This is a genomic window from Shewanella livingstonensis (genome assembly GCF_003855395.1).
Classification (GTDB): Bacteria; Pseudomonadota; Gammaproteobacteria; order Enterobacterales; family Shewanellaceae; genus Shewanella; species Shewanella livingstonensis.
Map to the genome: position 1 here is coordinate 4,741,599 of NZ_CP034015.1, position 22,070 is coordinate 4,763,668.

General features: G+C 42.9%; 22 protein-coding genes. 12 read left to right on the forward strand and 10 right to left on the reverse strand.

The window, feature by feature from the left end; genetic code table 11:
• Genes EGC82_RS20745 through EGC82_RS20790 form a run of 10 tightly spaced genes read left to right on the forward strand, consistent with a single transcriptional unit; the run spans position 1 to position 10,837 of the window.
• A complete protein-coding gene (locus EGC82_RS20745) occupies positions 1–1,563 on the forward strand; it encodes an HAL/PAL/TAL family ammonia-lyase (RefSeq protein WP_124732435.1) in 1,563 nt (520 codons plus the stop codon).
• Complete coding sequence (locus EGC82_RS20750; RefSeq protein WP_124732436.1) at positions 1,564–1,995, forward strand: acyl-CoA thioesterase; 432 nt, start codon at positions 1,564–1,566, stop codon at positions 1,993–1,995.
• Entirely contained in the window at positions 1,995–2,798 is an 804-nt protein-coding gene (locus tag EGC82_RS20755; protein ID WP_124732437.1) for an outer membrane lipoprotein carrier protein LolA, read from the forward strand. The genes EGC82_RS20750 and EGC82_RS20755 overlap by 1 nt, the downstream gene beginning before the upstream one ends.
• Entirely contained in the window at positions 2,798–5,197 is a 2,400-nt protein-coding gene (locus EGC82_RS20760; RefSeq protein ID WP_124732438.1) for an MMPL family transporter, read from the forward strand. Before EGC82_RS20755 ends, EGC82_RS20760 begins: the two co-directional genes overlap by 1 nt.
• The gene (locus EGC82_RS20765) at positions 5,198–6,460 is read left to right on the forward strand and encodes an NAD(P)/FAD-dependent oxidoreductase (RefSeq protein WP_124732439.1); all 1,263 of its coding nucleotides are present in this window, start codon (positions 5,198–5,200) and stop codon (positions 6,458–6,460) included. It begins immediately after the preceding gene.
• Positions 6,453–7,070, forward strand: coding sequence for a DUF3261 domain-containing protein (locus EGC82_RS20770; RefSeq protein WP_244212503.1), 618 nt, complete (start codon positions 6,453–6,455; stop codon positions 7,068–7,070). Before EGC82_RS20765 ends, EGC82_RS20770 begins: the two co-directional genes overlap by 8 nt.
• A gap of 54 nt (positions 7,071–7,124) precedes the next feature.
• On the forward strand, positions 7,125–8,327 hold the full coding sequence (locus tag EGC82_RS20775; protein WP_124732440.1) for a beta-ketoacyl-[acyl-carrier-protein] synthase family protein: 1,203 nt from the start codon (positions 7,125–7,127) through the stop codon (positions 8,325–8,327).
• Positions 8,328–8,331: 4 nt separating this feature from the next.
• The gene (locus tag EGC82_RS20780; RefSeq protein ID WP_124732441.1) at positions 8,332–8,835 is read left to right on the forward strand and encodes a hotdog family protein; all 504 of its coding nucleotides are present in this window, start codon (positions 8,332–8,334) and stop codon (positions 8,833–8,835) included.
• 50 nt (positions 8,836–8,885) lie between these two features.
• A complete protein-coding gene (locus tag EGC82_RS20785) occupies positions 8,886–9,611 on the forward strand; it encodes a 3-ketoacyl-ACP reductase FabG2 (RefSeq protein ID WP_124732442.1) in 726 nt (241 codons plus the stop codon).
• A complete protein-coding gene (locus EGC82_RS20790) occupies positions 9,608–10,837 on the forward strand; it encodes a beta-ketoacyl-ACP synthase (RefSeq protein ID WP_124732443.1) in 1,230 nt (409 codons plus the stop codon). Before EGC82_RS20785 ends, EGC82_RS20790 begins: the two co-directional genes overlap by 4 nt.
• Before the next feature lie 114 nt (positions 10,838–10,951).
• Here EGC82_RS20790 and EGC82_RS20795 read toward each other — a convergent pair whose 3' ends face one another.
• The 7 genes from EGC82_RS20795 to EGC82_RS20830 all read right to left on the reverse strand — a co-directional run bounded on the left by EGC82_RS20795 (position 10,952) and on the right by EGC82_RS20830 (position 17,756).
• The gene (locus EGC82_RS20795; protein WP_124732444.1) at positions 10,952–12,454 is read right to left on the reverse strand and encodes a methyl-accepting chemotaxis protein; all 1,503 of its coding nucleotides are present in this window, start codon (positions 12,452–12,454) and stop codon (positions 10,952–10,954) included.
• 8 nt (positions 12,455–12,462) lie between these two features.
• Positions 12,463–13,074 carry an SCO family protein gene (locus tag EGC82_RS20800; RefSeq protein WP_124732445.1) on the reverse strand — a complete coding sequence of 204 codons (612 nt, stop codon included), beginning with the start codon at positions 13,072–13,074 and terminating at the stop codon, positions 12,463–12,465.
• Between the two features lie 882 nt (positions 13,075–13,956).
• Positions 13,957–14,550 carry an FMN-dependent NADH-azoreductase gene (locus tag EGC82_RS20810; RefSeq protein ID WP_124732446.1) on the reverse strand — a complete coding sequence of 198 codons (594 nt, stop codon included), beginning with the start codon at positions 14,548–14,550 and terminating at the stop codon, positions 13,957–13,959.
• 135 nt (positions 14,551–14,685) lie between these two features.
• Positions 14,686–15,180 carry a thioesterase domain-containing protein gene (locus tag EGC82_RS20815; protein WP_124732447.1) on the reverse strand — a complete coding sequence of 165 codons (495 nt, stop codon included), beginning with the start codon at positions 15,178–15,180 and terminating at the stop codon, positions 14,686–14,688.
• Positions 15,181–15,228: 48 nt separating this feature from the next.
• Positions 15,229–15,666, reverse strand: a complete 438-nt coding sequence (gene dtd / locus EGC82_RS20820) for a D-aminoacyl-tRNA deacylase (protein ID WP_124732448.1) — start codon at positions 15,664–15,666, stop codon at positions 15,229–15,231.
• 102 nt (positions 15,667–15,768) lie between these two features.
• Positions 15,769–16,773, reverse strand: a complete 1,005-nt coding sequence (locus tag EGC82_RS20825; protein ID WP_124732449.1) for an alpha/beta fold hydrolase — start codon at positions 16,771–16,773, stop codon at positions 15,769–15,771.
• Positions 16,774–16,778: 5 nt separating this feature from the next.
• Complete coding sequence (locus EGC82_RS20830) at positions 16,779–17,756, reverse strand: virulence factor BrkB family protein (protein ID WP_124732450.1); 978 nt, start codon at positions 17,754–17,756, stop codon at positions 16,779–16,781.
• A gap of 105 nt (positions 17,757–17,861) precedes the next feature.
• Between EGC82_RS20830 and EGC82_RS20835 the strand changes: the two genes are divergently transcribed.
• Both EGC82_RS20835 and EGC82_RS20840 read left to right on the forward strand, forming a co-directional pair.
• A complete protein-coding gene (locus EGC82_RS20835; protein WP_124732451.1) occupies positions 17,862–18,086 on the forward strand; it encodes a hypothetical protein in 225 nt (74 codons plus the stop codon).
• A 63-nt stretch (positions 18,087–18,149) separates the two neighbouring features.
• On the forward strand, positions 18,150–18,797 hold the full coding sequence (locus EGC82_RS20840) for a DUF2959 domain-containing protein (protein ID WP_124732452.1): 648 nt from the start codon (positions 18,150–18,152) through the stop codon (positions 18,795–18,797).
• Between the two features lie 111 nt (positions 18,798–18,908).
• On the opposite strand, the gene EGC82_RS20845 is transcribed toward EGC82_RS20840, so the two are convergent.
• The 3 genes from EGC82_RS20845 to glnA form a co-directional block, all read right to left on the reverse strand.
• Positions 18,909–19,379 (reverse strand): Lrp/AsnC family transcriptional regulator, encoded by a 471-nt coding sequence (locus tag EGC82_RS20845; RefSeq protein ID WP_124732453.1) that lies wholly within the window; start codon positions 19,377–19,379, stop codon positions 18,909–18,911.
• A gap of 194 nt (positions 19,380–19,573) precedes the next feature.
• The gene (locus EGC82_RS21790) at positions 19,574–20,107 is read right to left on the reverse strand and encodes a prepilin-type N-terminal cleavage/methylation domain-containing protein (RefSeq protein ID WP_124732454.1); all 534 of its coding nucleotides are present in this window, start codon (positions 20,105–20,107) and stop codon (positions 19,574–19,576) included.
• A 274-nt stretch (positions 20,108–20,381) separates the two neighbouring features.
• Entirely contained in the window at positions 20,382–21,791 is a 1,410-nt protein-coding gene (glnA, locus tag EGC82_RS20855) for a glutamate--ammonia ligase (RefSeq protein WP_124732455.1), read from the reverse strand.
• Positions 21,792–22,070 lie beyond the last annotated feature (279 nt).

Consider the following 22,070-nt stretch of genomic DNA (forward strand, 5'->3'; position numbering starts at 1 on the left):
ATGAGCCACACATCTTCACCGTCATCAACCGCCGATAGCACAGTGTATTTAGGCCAAAGCTACCTTAGTCTTGAGCAAATAGTGGCCGTTGCCAAAGGCGCTACGGTCAAGCTGACAGATACGGCAGACTATGTTGAATATATTCAAAAAGGCGCGCGTTTTATTGACAGCTTGTTACATGAAGAAGGCGTGGTATATGGCGTTACCACCGGTTATGGCGACTCGTGCACTGTGAATGTCAGCTTAGACTTAGTGCATGAATTACCACTGCATCTAACCCGTTTCCATGGTTGTGGATTAGGCGATGTATTTAGCCCAATGCAAGCCCGCGCGATTATGGCTTGTCGCTTAAACTCATTGGCTGTGGGCAAGTCAGGCGTGAGTTATTTACTGCTACAACGCATTGAATGGCTATTAAACAATGATATTACGCCAGTGATCCCCCAAGAAGGTTCGGTCGGCGCCAGCGGGGATTTAACTCCATTATCTTATCTTGCTGCCGTTTTAGTGGGCGAACGTGAAGTGATCTACCAAGGTCAACGCCAGGCAGCTAAAGACGTTTATCTTAAGTTCGGGATGATGCCATTAACCTTACGCCCTAAAGAAGGCCTAGCCTTAATGAATGGTACTGCGGTAATGACCGCGCTGGCGTGTTTAGCATTTGATCGATCGCAATATTTAACCCGCTTATCAAGCCGCATTACAGCCATGGCGTCGTTAACACTTAAAGGCAACGCAAATCATTTTGATGAGATTTTATTTGCCGCCAAGCCACACCCTGGCCAAAACCAAATTGCCAGTTGGATCCGTACAGACTTAAATCATCATGTGCATCCACGAAATTCTGACCGCTTGCAAGACCGCTATTCCATTCGGTGTGCGCCGCACATTATTGGGGTACTGCAAGATGCTTTGCCCTTTATGCGTCAGTTTATTGAAACCGAACTTAACAGCGCTAACGATAATCCGATTGTCGATGCTGAAGGTGAACATGTTCTCCATGGCGGTCACTTTTACGGTGGCCATATTGCCTTTGCCATGGATGCGATGAAAAATGCGGTAGCCAATATTGCTGACCTAATCGATCGCCAAATGGCCTTAGTGATGGACCCTAAATTTAACAATGGTTTACCGGCTAACTTATCTGCTGCACAAGGCGAGCGCCGCGCAATTAATCATGGTTTTAAAGCGGTACAAATTGGCGTATCAGCATGGACTGCTGAAGCATTAAAAAACACCATGCCAGCCAGCGTGTTTTCACGCTCAACTGAATGCCATAACCAGGACAAAGTCAGTATGGGCACTATCGCTGCACGTGATTGTATGCGGATTTTACAGCTTACAGAGCAAGTCGCTGCCGCAGCATTACTCGCCATGAGCCAAGGTATCCAGCTGCGTATCATCCAGCAAGAACTTGATGCCAGTTCGTTAACCCCGTCACTGGCAACAACCTTAGCCCAAGTCAGCGAAGATTTTGAACTGCTTACCGAAGACCGTCCTTTAGAAGCGGTATTGCGCCAAACTGTCGAAAAGATTCAATTGGGTCTATGGGAGGTGTGCTAAATGAAAGGTTTATTAATCACCGAAATGGACATGGTCATCCCGTTTCACGATGTCGATTCTATGGGCATCACTTGGCATGGCAATTATTTACGCTACTTTGAAGTAGTGCGCTGTTTGTTGCTGGATAAACTCGGTTATAACTATCGCACTATGCAAGAGTCGGGTTACGCATGGCCGATTGTCGATCTGCAAGTAAAGTATGTTAAAAGCAGTACTTTTGATCAAAAAATCAAAGTGATTGCCGCCATTGTTGAATGGGAAAACCGCTTACGGATTAACTACCAAATTGTCGATGCCAATACTAATGCGCGGATCACTAAAGGCTATACCATTCAGGCTGCGGTAGAGATTGCCACCCAAGAATTATGCTTTATTACTCCTGAAGTATTTCAGCAAAAAATGCGGCCATTACTTGATGCGAGCCAAGCATAATGAACACTCGCACAGCAATGTTGATTAGGGCCAGTTGGATGGTAATGTGCCTCTGCTTGCCTATAGGCAGTACCTCAGCCAATGAACTGCCACCAGCAAGCAACAAGCAAACATCGACTCAAGAGCTGGCACTATCACCAGCTCACGCACAGACTGAAGCGCTAACCAAAGAGCAATTAGCTAATATTGAGACATTGTATCGCCAACCAGCCGAAGCAGAAGCTCTTGGTACTTTATCGCAGCAATTAAATTTGCAACTTGATACACGAGGGCAGTTTATTCAACTGCGCCACTTACAGGTGCTTAAAAAGCCCTTGCTCAGCCAGGGACAATTTATTTTTAGCCCGGCGCAAGGGTTAGTATGGCAACAGCAACGGCCGTTCAACACCTTGATGGTGCTAAAAGATCAGCAGTTAATCCAACAAAACAGCCAGGGCAAGGTGCAGCAACTTAATGCTGCGGCCAGTGGCAGCCCTATAGCGCAGCAATTACCCCGGTTATTACAAGCGATTATGGCCGGCGATATTGATGGCTTAAGTGCGGATTTCAACTTATTTATGCCAGCAACCCAACAAGCTGGCGCGCCATGGCAACTCGGCCTTCAAGCAAAAGATCCACAAGTACAAGCATCCATAGGCAATATCACTCTCAGTGGCGACAGCCAACTACGCTCATTAATGATGACTAGCAGCCAGGCTGATAATAGCGATTATACCCAAATTCAATTTATTGATGTTCAGCAAGGGCCACTAAGCGCAAGCGAACTCGCGCTTTTTAATATTAGCAACGAGTCTGCTCAATAATGACTCAGTTATCGTTTGCTGCAGTGTTATCTCCTATTGGCCGTTTTGCCTTATGGGTCATATTACTGCTGGCAATGTTAGTTACAGGCTTAGTGCAATGGCAACAAGGCGCACATATACAAACTGACATTTTGGCGATGTTGCCACACTTACACCAAGATAAGCTCACCGAAAGCGCATTAAATCAGGTAGAGCAGCAACTCGCTAACCAGGTGTATATTGCCGTCATTGCCAACAATGAAAGCCAGGCCATCAGCGCTGCCAAGCAACTAATAGACTCGCTCAATCAACCCGCTCATGCACCTTTTACCGCCATTCGCAGTGGTGCTGATGATCATCTACAAGATTTGGCTAAAGTCTATTTCGAACATCGCTTTGGCTTACTTACAGCAGAGCAAGCACGCGCCATTGAAACGGGCAATTGGCATCAATTGCTTAGTGCAGCCCAAAGCCAACTTTATAGTGCATTTGGTTTTGCCAACAGCCAGCTGCTTAGCAAGGATCCATTATTACTGTTCCCCGCTAATTTGTTGGCATTATCACCCAATAGTGCCCTGCGGAGTCAGCAAGGCATTTTACTCACCGATACCTCAGACGGCGTCGCCGCAATAGTGATGGCCAAAGGTCGTGATAGTGCTTTTAGTCCAACCGCTCAACAACAGCAAATCCAAGCATTAACGTCGGCATTTAGCCACATTAACCAGCAATATCCTCAGGTAAGCTTTCTCAAGGCTGGAGCACTATTTCATGCCATTGCCGCCACCGAGTCAGCCAAACAAGAAATTAGCCGCATAGGCTTAATTTCCATGTTGGGGATTATCTTATTGGTCTGGTTGGCCTTTCGGTCGATTATGCCGTTATTTGCCGCATTACTGACCTTAACCAGCGGCGTAGTATTTGCGTTCGTCGCCACCTTAAGTATTTTTGGCCAGCTGCACTTACTCACTTTAGTGTTTGGCACCAGCTTAATTGGTGTGGCGATTGATTACAGCTTTCACTTTTACTGCGAAAAACAAGCTCACCCCAATGACAATGCTAGTGATACCTTAAGACGTATTTTTCCGGCGCTCACTCTCGCCCTTGCGACCAGTGCGGCCGCCTTTATCGCCATTGGGTTTACCCCATTCCCGGGAATGCAGCAAGTGGCGGTATTTTGCGCCGCCGGCTTAATTGGCGCTTACTTAACACTGCTGCTGGTGTTTCCATTATTGGGTAATCATCCACTTAAACCGACCCCAGGATTAACCCTAGCCCAACGTTATCTAACATTATTACAACGCCTTTTTACTGCTACGCAATGGTGGCAAAAAACGACTATAGCAACACTGCTAGTTTGTGTAGTCGCGATATTATTTTGGGGTTTATCAAAAGCGGACTCTGACGATGATATTCGTCAATTACAGCAAAGTCCTGCGGCCATCACCACCGAAGAAAACCAATTAAGGCAACTGCTCAGCGGCGGCACCGACAATCAATTTATTTTAGTCAGCGGCCGCAACGAGCAAGATTTATTGCAAACCTTAGAGCAACTGACACCCGTGCTGGATAAAGCCATTAGCACTGGCGAATTAGATCAAGCCATTAGCCTGAGTCGCTTTATGCCCAGCATTGCTCGTCAACGCCATAATCATCAATTACAGCAACAACTTTATCAACAACACTTAGATGAGATTATTAGCGAGATGGGCCTAGATGACAGCATAAAAGTCAGCCTACTTAAACAACTTAATCAAGCTCAATCACAGTGGCTAACGCCGAAAATGGTACTAATCCAAGCCAATGATGATTTACATTCTTTATGGCTTGGCCCCATTTCAACCACCGAAAAAACCCAGCAATATGGCGCCATTGTATTGTTAGGTGGCATCCACTCATTAAGCTCTCTTAAGCAACGACTGACTGACCATGAGTGGTCTTTAGGTCAGGTAACGTTAATTGATAAAGTCGGCGATATATCGGCTTTAATGGGTCAATACCGCCAATTAACATTAGAGTTGCTTGTGTGGGTATTTGGCTTAGCCAGCCTAGTGTTTAGCATTAAATACGGTATTAAACTGGCGTTAGCCATAGTATCGATACCGGCATTATCGGTACTACTCACCCTTGCATGTTTGGGTCTTGTGGGCTCGAGTATCAGTTTGTTTCACGCCTTAGCGCTTATTTTGGTGCTGGGGATTGGTATCGATTACAGCTTATTTTTTGCCGAGGCCAAACACACTAGTCGCGGAGTCATGATGGCAATATTTATGTCAGCTTGTTCAACGCTATTAGCATTTGGGTTACTGGCGTTGAGTCAAACTCATGCAATTCACTTTTTTGGTCTCACGCTATTATTTGGGATCAGTTTTTCCTTTTTACTCGCGCCATTTATTTCATTTATCACAAGGAAAACACTGTAAATGTTAAGCAGTCAAACACATACAGTCAGCAACATGGACGTTGACGTAGCAATTATTGGCGCCGGTCCTTCAGGCGCCATTGCCGCCAGCTTATTACGTCAACAAGGTCATCATGTTGTGGTGATTGAAAAACAGCATTTTCCGCGTTTTTCTATTGGTGAAAGCTTACTCCCCTGTTGCATGCAATTTATCGAACAAGCTGGCATGCTAGAAGCCGTTAATAAAGCTGGGTTTCAGTTTAAAAATGGCGCCGCATTTAGCCATCAGGGCCGCTATACCACTTTTAATTTTAGCGACAAGTTTACGCCAGGCCCGGGCACTACCTTTCAAGTTCAGCGGGCTGATTTTGATAAACTGTTGGCAGATACGGCAATCGAACAAGGAGTTGAAATCCGTTTTGGCCATCAAGTTGATGCGCTTGACCTTAGCAACAACCCGCGCTTAACCGTAACCAACGAGCAAGGCTTGCAGTATCAAGTTAACGCCAAGTTTGTGCTTGATGCCAGTGGTTTTGGCAGAGTCTTACCGCGATTGTTGAATTTAGAACAACCGTCAAATCTGCCTAGTCGCAGCGCTATTTTCACTCATATTGAAGATAACATCAGCGATCCGAATTTTGATCGAAATAAGATCCTCATCAGCGTTCATCCGCAGCATAAAGATATTTGGTACTGGTTAATCCCTTTTAGCCATAACCGTTGCTCTATTGGGGTGGTGGCTGAACCGCATTTACTTCAACATTTGTCCGGAAGTCTCGAGCAGCAACTGTTAGCTATCATTAACGAAGAGCCCGAGCTACATCGCTTACTGGCTAAAGCTAATATTGTTCAGCCTTGCGCCACATTAAAAGGCTATTCAGCTAACGTCAGCACGTTAGCAACCAACCAGTTTGCTTTACTCGGTAACGCTGGCGAGTTCCTTGACCCAGTTTTTTCATCTGGGGTGACCATTGCAATGCAGTCAGCATCGATGGCGGTGGCATGTTTGAATAAACAACTTAATGGCCAAACCGTTGATTGGGAAAGCCAATACTCAGCGCCATTAATGCAAGGGGTAAATACCTTCAGAACCTACGTTCAAGCTTGGTATGATGGTCGTTTTCAAGATGTGATTTTTTATCAACAATCTAATAGCACCATTAAACAAATGATTTGCTCTATTTTGGCAGGCTATGCCTGGGACATGAATAATCCGTTTGTCAAAGAGTCTGAGCGCCGCCTCAATACCATCGTCGAGTTATGTCGGGAGCCAGATATTGCTTAACCTATTTGAGCATTGTATTAATGTGCTATCACGCCGTGTTGTGGCCCTATTTCTGCTAAGCTTATTAACCGCTTGTAGTCAGCAAATAGCACGGCAAACTTGTGTCCCGCTCACGGGTGAAGCACAATATTGCTTAAGTCCAACCTCGACAGTATTAACTGATGCTCAGCACCAAGACATTAATTTAACTCAAATGGTTAACTTTACCCGTGGCCAAGATAGCCATGAGTTATTAACCCAGCTTGAGCTTAATCCACAGCGGATGACATTAGTGGGACTAGCCCCGTTTGGGCAAGCGTTATTCACCCTAGTGTACGATGGGCAAACCCTGCAAAGTGAGCAGAGTCTATTACTGGGAGGCCAGTTTAAGGCAGAGTATTTAATGGCAATAATGCAGTTAATTTACTGGCCAACAGAGCAAGTTAATCAGCAATTAAGTGGCGGAAAATTAATTGCTAAAACCTGTAATATGGCGCTATGTAAGCAACTTGTCGATGACAATGGCGCGTTAATAACATTAACCTATAACAATATAGATCCTTGGTTAGCCCAAGTGAATATCGACATCGATGCCGCCGATATTCACCTGCAAATTAACCCGATTGAATAATCAATCTTGCACCACAATGAATTAAACCGTGATAAATAGGCCATATAAGCAAACATGAATAGTCGCATTGCAATAACTCACATCGGATTGTGTACACCTCTGGGCAACTCGCCAGAAGAGGTGCTGCCTCGTCTCATTAATGGTGATGTCAGTGCCATGCAATGGCGTGATGATCTATTATTCGATGCGCCAACATTAGTCGGTTGCGTTGATGACAAACGCTTAATCAATATTGCCGATCATTTGAGTCTATTTGCTTGCCGAAATAATCGTTTATTAAACACTGCCGCGCAGCAACTAATCCCCGCGGTGGAACAAGCTAAACATCGTTTTGGCGCAGATCGTATTGGGGTCGTGTTAGGTACTAGCACCTCCGGTATATCTAAAGGCGAAGCCGCATTAAAATATAAGCTTGTACATGGTCATTTTCCTTCGAGCTACCACTACTCGCAACAGGAACTGGGCAGTACCAGTGAGTATTTAAAGCAGTTATTTTTACTGTCTGGCCCTTGTTATACCGTGTCAACAGCCTGTTCATCGAGTGCCAAAGTATTTGCCAGTGCACAGCGATTACTCAATGCCAATTTATGCGATATGGTGATTGTGGGTGGTGTAGACAGCTTATGCCAACTAACCGTTAATGGCTTTGCAGCATTAGAGTCGGTATCTAAAGGCCATTGTAATCCGTTTAGTCGCCATCGTGATGGGATTAACATTGGTGAAGGTGCAGCTTTATTTACCCTAGAACGCGGCCAAAGTGAGGTGATGTTAGCTGGGATAGGCGAGTCTGCCGATGCGCATCATATTTCAGCGCCGCACCCTCAAGGAACAGGCGCGATTGCAGCTATGCAACAAGCGCTAGCAGCGGCAAATATTTCACCGCAACAGATTAATTATGTCAATCTACATGGCACTGCTACCCCTAAAAATGATGCCATGGAGTCTCGGGCAATCAACGCGGTATTTAGCCATACCTCGCCGCCATGCAGTTCAACTAAACCACTTACCGGTCATACTTTGGGCGCCGCTGGAGCAATTGAAGCGGCCTTTTGCTATTTGTTATTAAGTCCGCTTAATCATAATCAACGCCTACCACCTCATGTATGGGATGGTCAGTTTGATGATAACGACCCAAAAATCTCATTGGTCAATGGCAACTGCAATACTGGCCAGAGTCAGCTCAATTTTATTATGAGTAATTCATTTGCCTTTGGCGGCAGTAATGCCAGCCTGATTTTTTGTCGCAAGGATGCCTGATTTAATGTCAACACTCACAGCAGATGCCGCCATGCTAGCGCAAGATGTTAGCCATTTTATTCCACACCGCGCGCCCATGATCTTAATTGATAAGCTGTTAGGGCATACACCAGACAGCTTGACCACCGAAACCTATATTAGCTCTAATAGTGCTTATTTTGACTGCCAACTCAATGGTGTACCCAATTACGTTGCCATTGAGTATATGGCCCAAAGCATAGCAGCATTAGCCGGCATAGAAGCACTATTGCACCACGAAGATATACGGGTTGGTTTTTTACTCGGTAGCCGCAAGTTGCACATGCATATCGACACTTTTATCTTAGGTCAGTCTTATCGCACTCAGGTGACTAGGCTGTATCAAGAAGAGTCAGGGTTAGCTGTATTTGATTGCCATATTTATCATCAACATACCTTAGTGGCACAAGCTAATGTCAATGTATTTCAACCCAAAGACACCCAAGCTTATATTGATGAAAGCCAAACCACAGCTAAACATGATCAATAAACCTTTTTATACCCCATTGGAGTTCCTCGAATACATCACGGAGAGACATTTTGAATAATAGAGTATTAGTTACCGGTTCAAGCAGAGGAATAGGCAAGGCTATCGCGATTAAATTAGCCGAAAATGGCTTTAATATTGCACTGCATTTTCACAGTAATCATGTCGCTGCGGCGCAAGTACAAAAAACCTTATTAGATCTTGGGGTGCAAGTAAGTGTATTGCAATTTGATATTGCCGACCGTCAAGCAGTTAAGCTTGCTATTGAAACTGACACTGCTGAACATGGCGCTTATTACGGGGTTATTCTGAATGCGGGTATCAACCGTGATACCGCCTTCCCCGCCATGACCGAACACGAGTGGGATAGCGTGATCCACACTAACCTTGATGGTTTTTATAATGTGATTCATCCAACCATTATGCCGATGGTGCAAGCCCGTAAAGGCGGGCGCATTATTACGCTCGCGTCGGTATCAGGTATTGCAGGTAACCGTGGCCAGGTCAATTACAGCGCCTCAAAAGCGGGGATTATTGGCGCAACTAAAGCGCTGTCTCTTGAGTTAGCTAAGCGCAAAATCACCGTTAATTGTATCGCCCCTGGACTGATTGAAACCGACATGGTCAGCGATATCCCAACTGATATGGTTAACCAAATAGTGCCGATGAAACGCATGGGTAAACCTAGCGAGATAGCGGGCCTAGCTAATTTTTTAATGTCAGATGATGCTGCCTACATTACCCGCCAAGTGATTTCTGTTAACGGAGGCATGATATGAAGCGCGTAGTCGTTACCGGCATGGGTGGCATTTGTGCGTTAGGCCAAGACTGGCAGCAAATTAAAGCCAGCCTCTTAGCCAAACATAACTGCGTAATTAGAATGGACGAATGGGACCGATATCCAGGCTTAAATACTCGTCTAGCTGCGCCAGTAACTGAGTTTGTTACTCCGAAACACTATTCACGAAAAAAAACTCGTTCTATGGGCCGGGTGTCTTTAATGGCCACTAGAGCCAGTGAACTCGCTTTAGAAGATGCGGGGTTATTAGACGCCCCCATTCTTAATTCTGGTCAAGTTGGAGTCGCTTACGGTTCATCAACTGGCAGTACTGATCCCATTATGGGATTTGGCGACATGTTAAAAACCGGCGAAATGTCTGGGTTAACCGCCACTAGCTATATCCGTATGATGGCGCACACCACGGCAGTTAATATTGGGGTATTTTTTGGTTTACAGGGCCGAATCCACACCACCAGCAGTGCATGTACCTCTGCCAGCCAGGGCATAGGTTACGCCTATGAAGCCATTAAATACGGTATGCAAACCATTATGTTAGCTGGCGGTGCTGAAGAGCTTTGCCCTACTGAAGCCGTGGTTTTTGATACTTTGTTTGCCACTAGCACCCAAAATGATACTCCAGAATTAACGCCGCGCCCTTTTGACAGCCAACGTGACGGTTTGGTTATTGGAGAAGGTGCTTGCACACTAATATTGGAAGAGCTTGAACATGCTCAAGCCCGTGGCGCCAAAATTTATGCTGAACTGGTTGGTTTTGGTACTAACTCAGATGGCCAACATGTGACTCAACCGAATGCTAACACCATGGAAGTGGCGATTCGTTTGGCCTTAACGGATGCACAACTAACCCCACAAGACATTGGTTATGTTAGCGCCCATGGCACCGCGACAGATCGTGGCGATATTGCCGAAACAGCCGCGACTTATGCTGTATTTGGTGAAAACACACCGATTTCATCACTTAAAAGTTATACCGGTCATACCTTGGGTGCTTGTGGCTCATTAGAAGCATGGACCAGTATTGAAATGATGAATGAGGGTTGGTTTGCGCCAACATTGAACTTAACTGAAATTGATCCAAAATGTGCAGAGCTCGATTACATTAAAGGCAATATTCGTCATATCGACACCCACTACATCATGAGTAATAATTTTGCCTTTGGCGGCATTAATACTTCATTGATTTTTAAACGCTGGCGCTCATAATTCATAACAACAAAACCTGTAACGCCTACTCGCTGTAAACTCAATGTCAAACAGTTAATTCAATTTAAATAACACAACAGGCGAAAGTAATGCATTCGCCTGTTTTACTACGAATTACACTTTATAAGCTGCTGCTTTGGCTTGATAATCTTCGGTAATACGTTTCATCTCTACTGCTCCGCTGGCCAATTTTTTCACCTGTTCTGATAATAGCACCACCGCTTTAGCATTATCTAAAATCTCCGCACCAATTTGAGTCAACCTACCGGCTTGTTCTTGGGTGCCATTGGCCACATTGTGACTCAAGGTCGCTACTTGACCAATCTGGCCAGAACGTTGATCTAACCCTTGAGCAATGCTATTTGTATGCTGTACGTTTTGAGATGTACGCTGCTTACCTTGATCCATAGACTCAACGGTTTTTAACATACTCACATTCAAACGACTGAGCACTTTTTCAATGCCATCTGTCGATTGGCTGGTGCGTTTTGCTAAGGTGCGTACTTCATCTGCCACTACAGCAAAACCTCGGCCACTTTCACCGGCTCTCGCGGCTTCAATCGCTGCATTCAATGCTAATAAATTAGTTTGATCAGAAATACTGCGAATAGCCTGCAATAAAGTCGTGATAGAGGTGACATCTTGAGTTAAATCAGTCATCGACTCGGTTACTTCGGTCATATTAGTTTCTAGTGCTTGCATATCTTTCATGATATTTAACGCGCTTTGGCGATCACCAATACTTGAGGTTGCCCCCTCTCTTGCTTGATCAGCAGAAACTTGGCTGTCATGTGCCATTTGCTGAAAACTATCGATCACATGTTGAGTCGATTCAGCAATGATCCCCGCCTGAGTATTTTGCTGTTGAACGCCCTGCTGGGCTTGCTCACTCAAGCTCATCAAGTTATCTGAAGTACTGCCCATCTTCACTGCTATATCGCGATAGTCATTAAACAATTGCGACAACTCTTCAAGCATCAAATTAAACGAAATCTCAGCCGGAGTGTCAGCTGAAGGCAAGCGTATTGATAAATCTTTATCAGCCGATATCTGCTCAATGGCACCCGCAATGCGTTGATTGGCAATAGCATCGGTACGCATAAATAAAGCAATACGGATAAGAATAAAGGTTTCTGCGGCAGCAAATAATGCATGGATAAGCATGATGCTCCAGTTGCACTCACCGGCAAATATCATTACAGGAGTATCGAATAAGCTAATACCTTGCAGCTGAATATATGTCAGGCCAACATGGTGCACAGCAACGGTAAGCAAAGAGGCTAGTAACGGTTGCCAGCGTAGGTAAATTAAAAAGACTCCCATAGAAGCAAAAATATGAAAGTGCATTTCAATCATGCCCATTTGGCTTTGGATTAATAATGCCGATACGGTCATCATGATCACCGCACCCACAATCCCAAATAACTCAGAGCCCTTCAACAAGCTATAGCTAAGCTGCACTATAACTAAAATAGCTATCGCCGAAAAAGTACTAAAGGTCAGCATTTTTGCGCCAAAAAAACCACTGATAAATAGCAGCGGTGCTTGTAACATTAAAATTTTATATATGTATGAATCGTGTTTTTTTAACAGTTCTATTGTGTATTTATCATTCATAAATATGCCTAGATTTCAGAGTAAATAATTTGCTTAAGTTCAAGCAACATTTTTTGAGTTGAGAGCTGCTGTGCGGTATAGATCCGCTCAACGGCCCCATTAGGTGACAATAAAAACAGCTTACCTACATGATTAATACTGGTGAGTTCAAGATTGATATTTTCAGACAAACGCCTGTCCAATAGCTGTAAAGCATCATCAGACAATGATGCACTCACAAAACTCGGTGAGCGATCATCTATTAAGCTTTTTCGCACTGCTAGGGTGTCATTATTAGGGTCAATCGTCACAAACATAAATTGCACCTCAGCTTCTGTTAATAAAGCATCCTGCTGTATGTGTTGCTCCAATTGCATCATTTGTTGGATCCGTATCGGGCAAATTTCAGAGCACGATAAAAACCCCATAAATAAATAAGTATATCCCGCAGAAGAAGCGGGAAATTGGTGAGTGTGCAGATCAACGCCTTGCCAACTAAAACGCAGCTGTTCACTGCCATGAGTGCTAATGCCATAAGCTTGTTCATCTGCAGACCATTGGCTAACCACCATAAGTATCGGCACCAAGCCTAAGGTGATACAAATCAGCACCATTGCAATAACTACTTTTTTTATATGCATAGATTCATACCAATAGACATAAACTAATTATAGTCACAATTTATCTATAGTGGCCATCTCGCGACATAAAAATAAATCGATAAGCTATACCAATCCGCATTAGAATTTGTTCCTTTAGCGAAAATTATCAGTGCGGTATTCGAGTCAGCCTTTTGAAGACATAGTCGTTCTCGGCAACTGCTCCTGCGTTGCTCTACCTCCTGCATCCATGCAGTCGTACGTTAAGAAAGGCTAACAAAGAAGACCACGCTGATAAGTTCGCCCTTCGGCGCAGTGTCACAACCCCCATTACTGCTTCAAATAACCTTGTTGTAGAAGACTACACCTACAGTCATTTTCATTGTACTGGGCCTAGGGCCTGTTGATCTTTGCTGGTTGAATTTTGTTCGAGTTAAAAACGTTTTAATCGAGGCGAATGGATTGATGCCTAGTCATCTAAGCAAAATGCATTCAACAAAGAGTAAAACGTTTTTAGCCGAACCCTTCGGGCAGCGTTTGTTGGCCATTTTTACTGTGTTATCGACTTTTTATGTAGAATAACTACACCTCAAAGTCTCTGCCTTGTACAAATGGCCAACAATTCGCTGCAAAAATAACCTTGAAAGATCAACAGGCCCTAGTGACGCAGCCTAAAATAGATCATATTCTAATAAGGATTGGTATTACACAACTCAATAGCTGCAATAGTACGCAGTAAAGTCAGTATTGGATTCATTAGATAAGTAAATTAATCGATTTTAACAGAAGTATTGATTTCAAAGATGGGGAAGGTCAATCACAAAAGTATCAAGTAAAAAGTCGCTAAGTTGACATAATCAGCATAAAAAAACGCCTAAACCGATATCAGATTTAGGCGCTCTTCATACTAAAAGCTCGGTTAACTTAAAGCGTAATAGCATCAAGCGCTTTTTTAGCTTGGCTAATGCCCGCTTCAGCAGCATCTGGGCCCATATTTAATGATTCTGCGTAAACCGTTTCAACTTGAGTAATTCCAATAAAACTAAGCACTGTGGTTAAATAAGGTACCACATGATCTGTCGTTCCGCCCTTGTGAGCTCCACCGCGTGTAGTAACAATAATCGCACGTTTACCTTCAATTAACCCCACTGGTCCTGTGTCGGTATAGGTAAACGTTACGCCTGCTCGGGCAATAAGATCAATCCAACTTTTTAAGGTCGTTGGAATAGTAAAATTATACATCGGCGCTGCAATAACAATGGTGTCATGGGCTTTGATTTCGGCAACTAACTCATCCGATAAAGCCACCGCAGCTAATTGACGTTCTGAAAGGTTGTCACCACCACGAAGACCGGAAGCAAGCTCACCATCTAACATTGGAAGCGTCTGACTGCCTAAATCACGCACAGTGATCTGCGCACCTTTATCGCTCCATTGCTGGGTGACATAATCAACTAATGCTGAAGATTGTGAATAACTGCCCAAAATACTTGATTTTAAAATTAATACTTTTGCCATTGTTATATTTACCCCTATGTTTGTTGGGTCATATGGCTATGCGCCTGACCAATTGAGTAATTATATTAGTCTATAAAAAAGAAAAAAAGCGCAATAAATCCGCAATTACGTTCGATAAAATCGAAACATATTAGCTTAATCTAGGCTGGATGATTTTGGCGGCAAAGACACAAATTGGCCAGTAAACGTAGCGCACATGATCTCATCGCAATATAACGCCACTTCGAGGGTCATTTTAACTCGGTGGCCATGATTTAATGGGGTTAAATCAGTATAAGGCCAAATAACTTTGGCATAAGGTTGTTTCGTTACCGGCTTTAAATATCTTACCTTAGCATCAGCTAATACAATATCACCGTGTGCTTGTGACAATTGTTGCTGCAACCACACCATTCCCCAGCCTGTTAGGGTCATTAAGGTATAAATGCTGCCAGCAAACATGGTGTGATGTAAATTAATATTGGGCTCAATTGGCGCAGTCACCTTTAAGCTATCACCATTAAACAGCAACGGGGTAATGCCCATAAATTTACTTACCGGAATAGTATTGTGCCAAGTTTCGCACAAAGTCTGTAGTAAGGCTGCCACCTTGGCATTTGATTGCGCTTCAGTAAATGAAATATCGAGCATAACGGCATCCCTCCGACGATGACTAGTTAACCTAATTTGTTGATAGTGTTACACCTGCAGATTAAAGGTCACAGGGCCATCATTAATCAACTCGACCTGCATATCTGCACCAAATTGCCCGGTCTCAGTAACAACCCCTTGTTGCCGGCAATACTCCACAAAAGCTAAATAAAGACTGTCGGCTTGTGCAGGTGTTGCTGCACGGGAAAAGCTGGGCCTTAAGCCTTTACCGGTATCTGCCGCTAAGGTAAATTGTGACACCACTAATAATTTACCCCCCACTTGAGCTAGATTAAGATTCATTTTGCCATTCTCATCACTAAACACTCGATAGTTAATGACTTTCGTGGCTAATTTAACCATTTTTTCAATATTATCTTCGCGCTCAACACCTAATAATACTAACAAGCCTTGGTCAATTTTGCCGACTATCGCACTGTCTACCGAGACTGATGCACGTTTTACGCGTTGAATTAATGCAATCATAACAATCCTAAAAATATTCTATTTAATAAAAAATAGATTATGTTATATAACATGATGTTAACTAAAAAATATTAACAAATTATTATTAAATGAAACTGTATATTAGCTCAATTCTGATGTCGTATTATACAAACGCTGAATCGCTTGTGTGACGGCTTGAAAAACTCGCTGATCAGCTAAAGCATGATAACCCGCACTAACATGTTGATACTCTAAAGACTGATGACCACAATTCTCAGTAAAAGCCGTTAATATATGTTCAGGACAAACCCAATCATGTTCGCCTTGAATTAATACGGTACTGGCTTTAATATCGCCACCAAGTGCCTTAAATTGGCTATACACATCAAAAAAATGCTGTTGCACATAGTGATGTCCTATTTGCACGCAACTTAACGCTTGAGCGACCTCACCCATAAACTGGCTTGGCTGTGCTAATGCACATTCCCACATCAACCATTGGTGAACAGCATTTTCAACCACTTGTGGATCGTGATGGTTTAAAGCATGTTGGTAAGCACACATAAGATGGTCAATAGCAATCGTTGCAGTGGAGCCTTGATGAGTATCGGCTTGTGACAAAACCGTTTTACTTCCAGCATAAATAACAGGCTCATTAACATCGATAAATCGTGCATATTGAGCGTTAAAAAACTGACTTACACCATTAGGGCCGTATAGCCAATTGATACCAATTTTAGAGGGAATAAACATCCCCCATAAAACTTGTGCGCGAACCCGGCTTGGGTATAAACCGCTATACAACCAGGCTAATGTAGCGCCAAATGAGCCTCCCGCTAAATACCATTTTTCAACGCCAAAGACACACCTTAACGTCTCAATATCAGCGACTAAATCCATCACGGTATTATTCAATAGGCACCCAGACGGTCGCGATCGCCCAGCACCACGCTGATCAACAAAATAAAGATGAAACGGGGTGCCAACAAACAAGTTAACTTCATTACGGCTACAACCCGCACCTGGGCCACCATGCAAATACAATAATGCCGGGCCCTTTAGGCAACCATATTCGGCAACATGCAATTGATGACCGTTACCTATATCGACAAATTGCTGTTGAATGAAGGGCGGTAACTCAGCCATCAAGATTAATACTTATCGACTGACGAAACAGATTTATTGGATGACTTATCAGCCATCAGAGGATCATGCACATTGTTGACATTCTCATCGTCAATCTCTGCAAATATTTCAGCTTTGAGATCTTCCGCTATGATCGCTAAACTCTCTAAATACTCGGGTAATGCCGCAGTAATCTCTGCTCCGAGCAATACAATAATCCACGATAAATATACCCAAACAAACAAAATGGGAATCACTGCCAGCGCACCGTATATGGCTTCATAACTCGGAAATTGAGTCACGTAAAACGCAAAACCTTTTTTACCAGCTTCAAATAATACCGCGGCAACAATTGCCCCTAATAAAGCATGGGAAAAATGGACCTTCTTGTTTGGCACAACCATGTATAACAGTAATATCGATGCAGCAGAAAATATCAACGGCAAGCGTTCAACAATCCACGGCACTAATCCAGACAACTCAGTGTCTGCCACAACCTCTAATGACACCACATACGAGGTTGCCACCAAACTAGCTCCAATCAGTACAGGACCAAGAGTCAATACCATCCAGTACATTGAAAATGACACCACGTATGAGCGTTTATCGGTAATTCGCCAAATATTATTCAGTGCTTTGTCGATAGCAGAAATCAGCATAATGGCAACGAACACTAACGCAATAATACCGACAAAAGTGCCTTTAGACGCATTGGCGACAAACTCATTAATATGAACTTGAACCGTATTGCCCGCAGCAGGGATAAAATTATTATAAATAAACCCTTCAATGTTGCCTCTAATCCCCTTAAACACCGGAAAAGCCGATAACATCGACATAGTGACGGCTATCATAGGCACCAACGACAGTAGAGTCACATAAGCCAAATGACCTGCGCGGATATTAATTTGGTCTTCTGTGAGCCGTTGTTTTAGGTGGAGTAGGAACTGCCAAATCCCACGAAAAAAAGCCACAATCGGGCTATAATCAAACTTTTTAGGCATAATAATCCTTATTTCATACCACGTTAGTGGAGATAACATTTGTATTAAGTCACTAACTTCGTACAATGTTATAACATATTAGTTATTCAATAATGGAGCAAATTGATGTCACAACAAGGTTCAGCGGGCAATGTGCTCGCGGCTGTCGCAAGTATATTTTTCCCAGGTTTAGGTCAGCTTTTACAAGGACGTATATTAGCGGCTTTGTTATTCTTCTGCATTACTGCCGTATGCTACTTCTTTTTTGTGCTGGTTATTCCAGCCATTATTGGTGGTTTATTCCATTTATGGAGCATCATCGACGCAGCCAAATTTAAATCGGGAAGTTAGTCACATAAGAGCGTTAACCTTAGCGAGGTACCTTTCGCCTCACACAATAAAAGAGACACATTGATGAAAAAATGGATATCACTGGCACTATTAAGTAGCAGTTTACTGTTGAGCGGTTGTCAAAGCGCCTATTATGGTGCAATGGAAAAAGTCGGCTATCACAAACGCGACATTATGGTTGATAGAGTACAAAGCGCTAAAGAGTCGCAACAAGACGCCCAAGAGGAGTTTAGCTCTGCTTTAGCTGAAATGCAGGCATTATTGGCATTTGATGGCGGTGATTTAGAAGATGCCTATGACAAAGCAAAAGATGAATATGAATCGGCTCAGTCAGCAGCAGATGAAGTCACCAATCGTATCGGTAAAGTTGAAGATGTTGCTGATGCATTGTTTGACGAATGGCAAGCTGAAATCGAAGAGATAAGTAAAGCCAGCTTACGCCGCAATAGCACCAAAAAACTAAACGAAACCAAGCGATCTTATAGCTCACTGGTCAAAAGTATGCGTCGTGCAGAAGCTAAAATGCCACCTATTTTAACCGCAATGAAAGACAATATGTTGTATTTAAAACATAACTTAAATGCGCAAGCCATTGGAGCCATCAAAGGCGACTTTGCCAATTTACAAACCGATATCTCCAGCCTGATTAACGAAATGAACAAGTCGATTGCTGAATCGAATAAGTTTATTGAGTCAATGGAACAAGGTTAACCGTTAGTAAAAAGCTCAATTCAATACCCAAAAGCGCGATCTCTGCATTCGTCATCGATGATGAATTAGGTGCTGCTTTTGGGGATTGATGATAAGACTGTTATTCAAGGGTTAATCAATCGGCGATTCATCTACCGGTAGCGCTGTGCGGCTAAAAATTTGCTTTAATACCACAGTGGTTTCAATACTGGCGACAAACTTGAGATTACCGAGTGATTTTTTAATAAAGTGCTCGTAGGACACTAAGTCTTTGGCGACTATTTTTAATATATAATCATAGGCTCCGGTTACCACAGCGCATTCCATCACTTGAGGCAATTGTGCCATGGTCGATTCGAATAATGCTGTCGACTGATCGGTGTGCTCCGTTAAGCGTACCGATGTATACACCACAACATTTAAACCCACTTTAAATGGATCAACTTGGGCACCATAGCCCAAAATCACTTTATCTTGTTCCAGCTTTTTTACTCGTCGTAAACACGGAGTATCTGACATGTTAACCTTATCGGCTAATTCAGAAACAGCCATTCGGCCCTGACGTTGCAATATTTCTAATAGTTTGAGATCTTTTTTATCCATTGAGCAAATCGCTTTTTAGTGAGTGATTAATGATATAAATATCATATTTTTGAGTGAAATCCTCTACAAATCGTACTTAAGCTCAAAAATATCACGCCACTAAACCCAATTATACCTTCGACATTCTTGCTACCAACAAAAATGCCATAAAGTAATCTTCATGGCATTCTTTTAACGGTGAGTGATTCACCGCATTAACAGTCGTCAATGTTGACTTCAACCAGAGGTTGCTCACCCGCAGCTAAAGGCTGTGAATAACGAATCTCACATTTGTTTGTGGCATAATCGGCATTAGGACGAATTCGTAAGCCAGGGCGATCATTTATGTCATATGTTGTGATGTTAAATTCACCACCGTCATTGTTGTCGGCAATGTTAATCAACCTAGCAATACCCGCACTTGTATGACGCGGATATCCATATGCTAAGGTAATGGATTGTCCTTGCACGATGATACTATTACCAAGACCATTACCAGTTGCTATTCCTTTAGTTTCATCACAACTGGTGCTTATCACACAAGCAGAATACACCATGATTTTACCGCTATTAATCGCCGCTGCAACCCCTTGCATAGAACTCGCATAGGCATCGCTTTTTAAATTAATAAATTTAGGCGCAGCTACGACAGCAAGAATACCTAAAATAATAATCACAATAACAAGTTCTATTAACGTAAAACCTGACTGTTTGCACTGCGAAGAATCATTACCCACTGAGTTTGTCATTATTAACTTAAATCCTGTTAACTAAGATAAAAAAGTATTTATAGAACCCACACAATCATAAATACTAGCTTGACCTTACTGGTACTCACGCCTTGATATAATATATTGCCACATCAGTGCGATTAATCAAACCGTCAACAATATCATTAGCCCATGCTAATCATCATTTTGATACTCACTTCATAAAGTGACTTTTTGTCCACAAAAAAACCCCGATAATCACTTATCGGGGTTGGTATTTTATAGTACTAAATCGTCTTAAAACACAAACTCATTATAGGCTATAGTACATCTCAAACTCTAATGGGTGAGTTGTACGTGCAATACGCTCAGCTTCTTCCGTTTTAAGCTTGATATAAGACTGGATAAAGTCTTCGCTAAATACGCCGCCTTTAGTTAAGAACTCATGATCAGCTTGTAAGTTTTCTAATGCGTTTTCTAATGAAGTCGCAACCTGTGGAATTTCAGCAGCTTCTTCAGGAGGCAAGTCATATAGATCTTTGTCCATCGCTTCACCTGGGTGGATCTTGTTTTGAATACCATCAAGACCGGCCATTAATAGCGCAGAAAAACCTAAGTATGGGTTTGCATGTGGATCTGGGAAACGAGCTTCAATACGACGACCTTTAGGGCTCGGTACCACTGGGATACGGATTGATGCAGAACGGTTACGTGCAGAATATGCAAGCATAACTGGCGCTTCAAAATGCGGCACTAAACGCTTGTAAGAGTTGGTGCTTGGGTTAGTGAAAGCGTTCAAAGCACGAGCGTGCTTAATAATACCACCAATGTAGTAAAGCGCCATTTCACTTAAACCAGCATATTTATCACCAGCAAATAAGTTAACACCGTCTTTAGCTAAAGACTGGTGCACGTGCATGCCGCTACCGTTATCACCAACGATTGGTTTTGGCATAAATGTCGCTGTTTTTCCATAAGCATGCGCCATGTTATGAACAACGTATTTTAGAATTTGAATTTCATCAGCTTTTTTAGTCAATGTATTGAAACGAGTTGCGATTTCGTTTTGACCCGCTGTTGCCACTTCGTGGTGATGTGCTTCAACCACTTGACCCATTTCCTCAAGCACTAAACACATTGCCGAACGTAAATCTTGTGACGAGTCAACAGGTGCAACTGGGAAATATCCACCCTTCACCATTGGACGGTGACCAGTGTTGCCATCTGCGTATTCTTTTCCAGAGTTCCATGCTGCTTCTTTTGCATCAATCTTTACAAAACAGCCTGACATATCAGTACCAAAACGGACATCGTCAAATAAGAAGAATTCTGGCTCTGGACCAATCAATACAGTATCAGCAATACCGGTAGAAATTAGGTAAGCTTCAGCTTTTTTTGCAATTGAACGAGGGTCGCGGTCATAACCTGTCATGGTACCAGGCTCTAAAATATCACAACGAATAAGTGCGGTAGTTTCTTCGGTGAAAGGGTCTAATACAAAAGTAGTTGGATCAGGCATTAATACCATGTCTGATTCGTTGATGCCTTTCCAGCCTGCAATTGAAGAACCGTCAAACATTTTACCGTCTTCAAAAAACTCTTCATTTACTTGGTGAGATGGGATAGAAACATGCTGCTCTTTACCTTTAGTGTCGGTAAAGCGTAAGTCTACAAACTTCACTTCTAACTCTACAAGTTGTTTTAAAACTGATTCAACTGACATTCTCAAGCCTCCGGTAGGGTAAAGGGTTGTCCCTTAATATAATCCTGCTATTCGCCAGATGATGCATCTGGAAAACGAATTTTTACATAATTATCAGCTGTAAAGCGATATTCATGCCAGTTCGCTAACTTATTGATTCTATAAAGATGAAAAACTTTTCAAATCTTCAAAATCATCACTTTGCACCATCAGCGTGCATTACTATGTTTCATCATGGTGCAAAAGTCCATAATGGTGCGTCATCTTAATGCTGGTGTTTTAGTCAATGTCACATTTTTG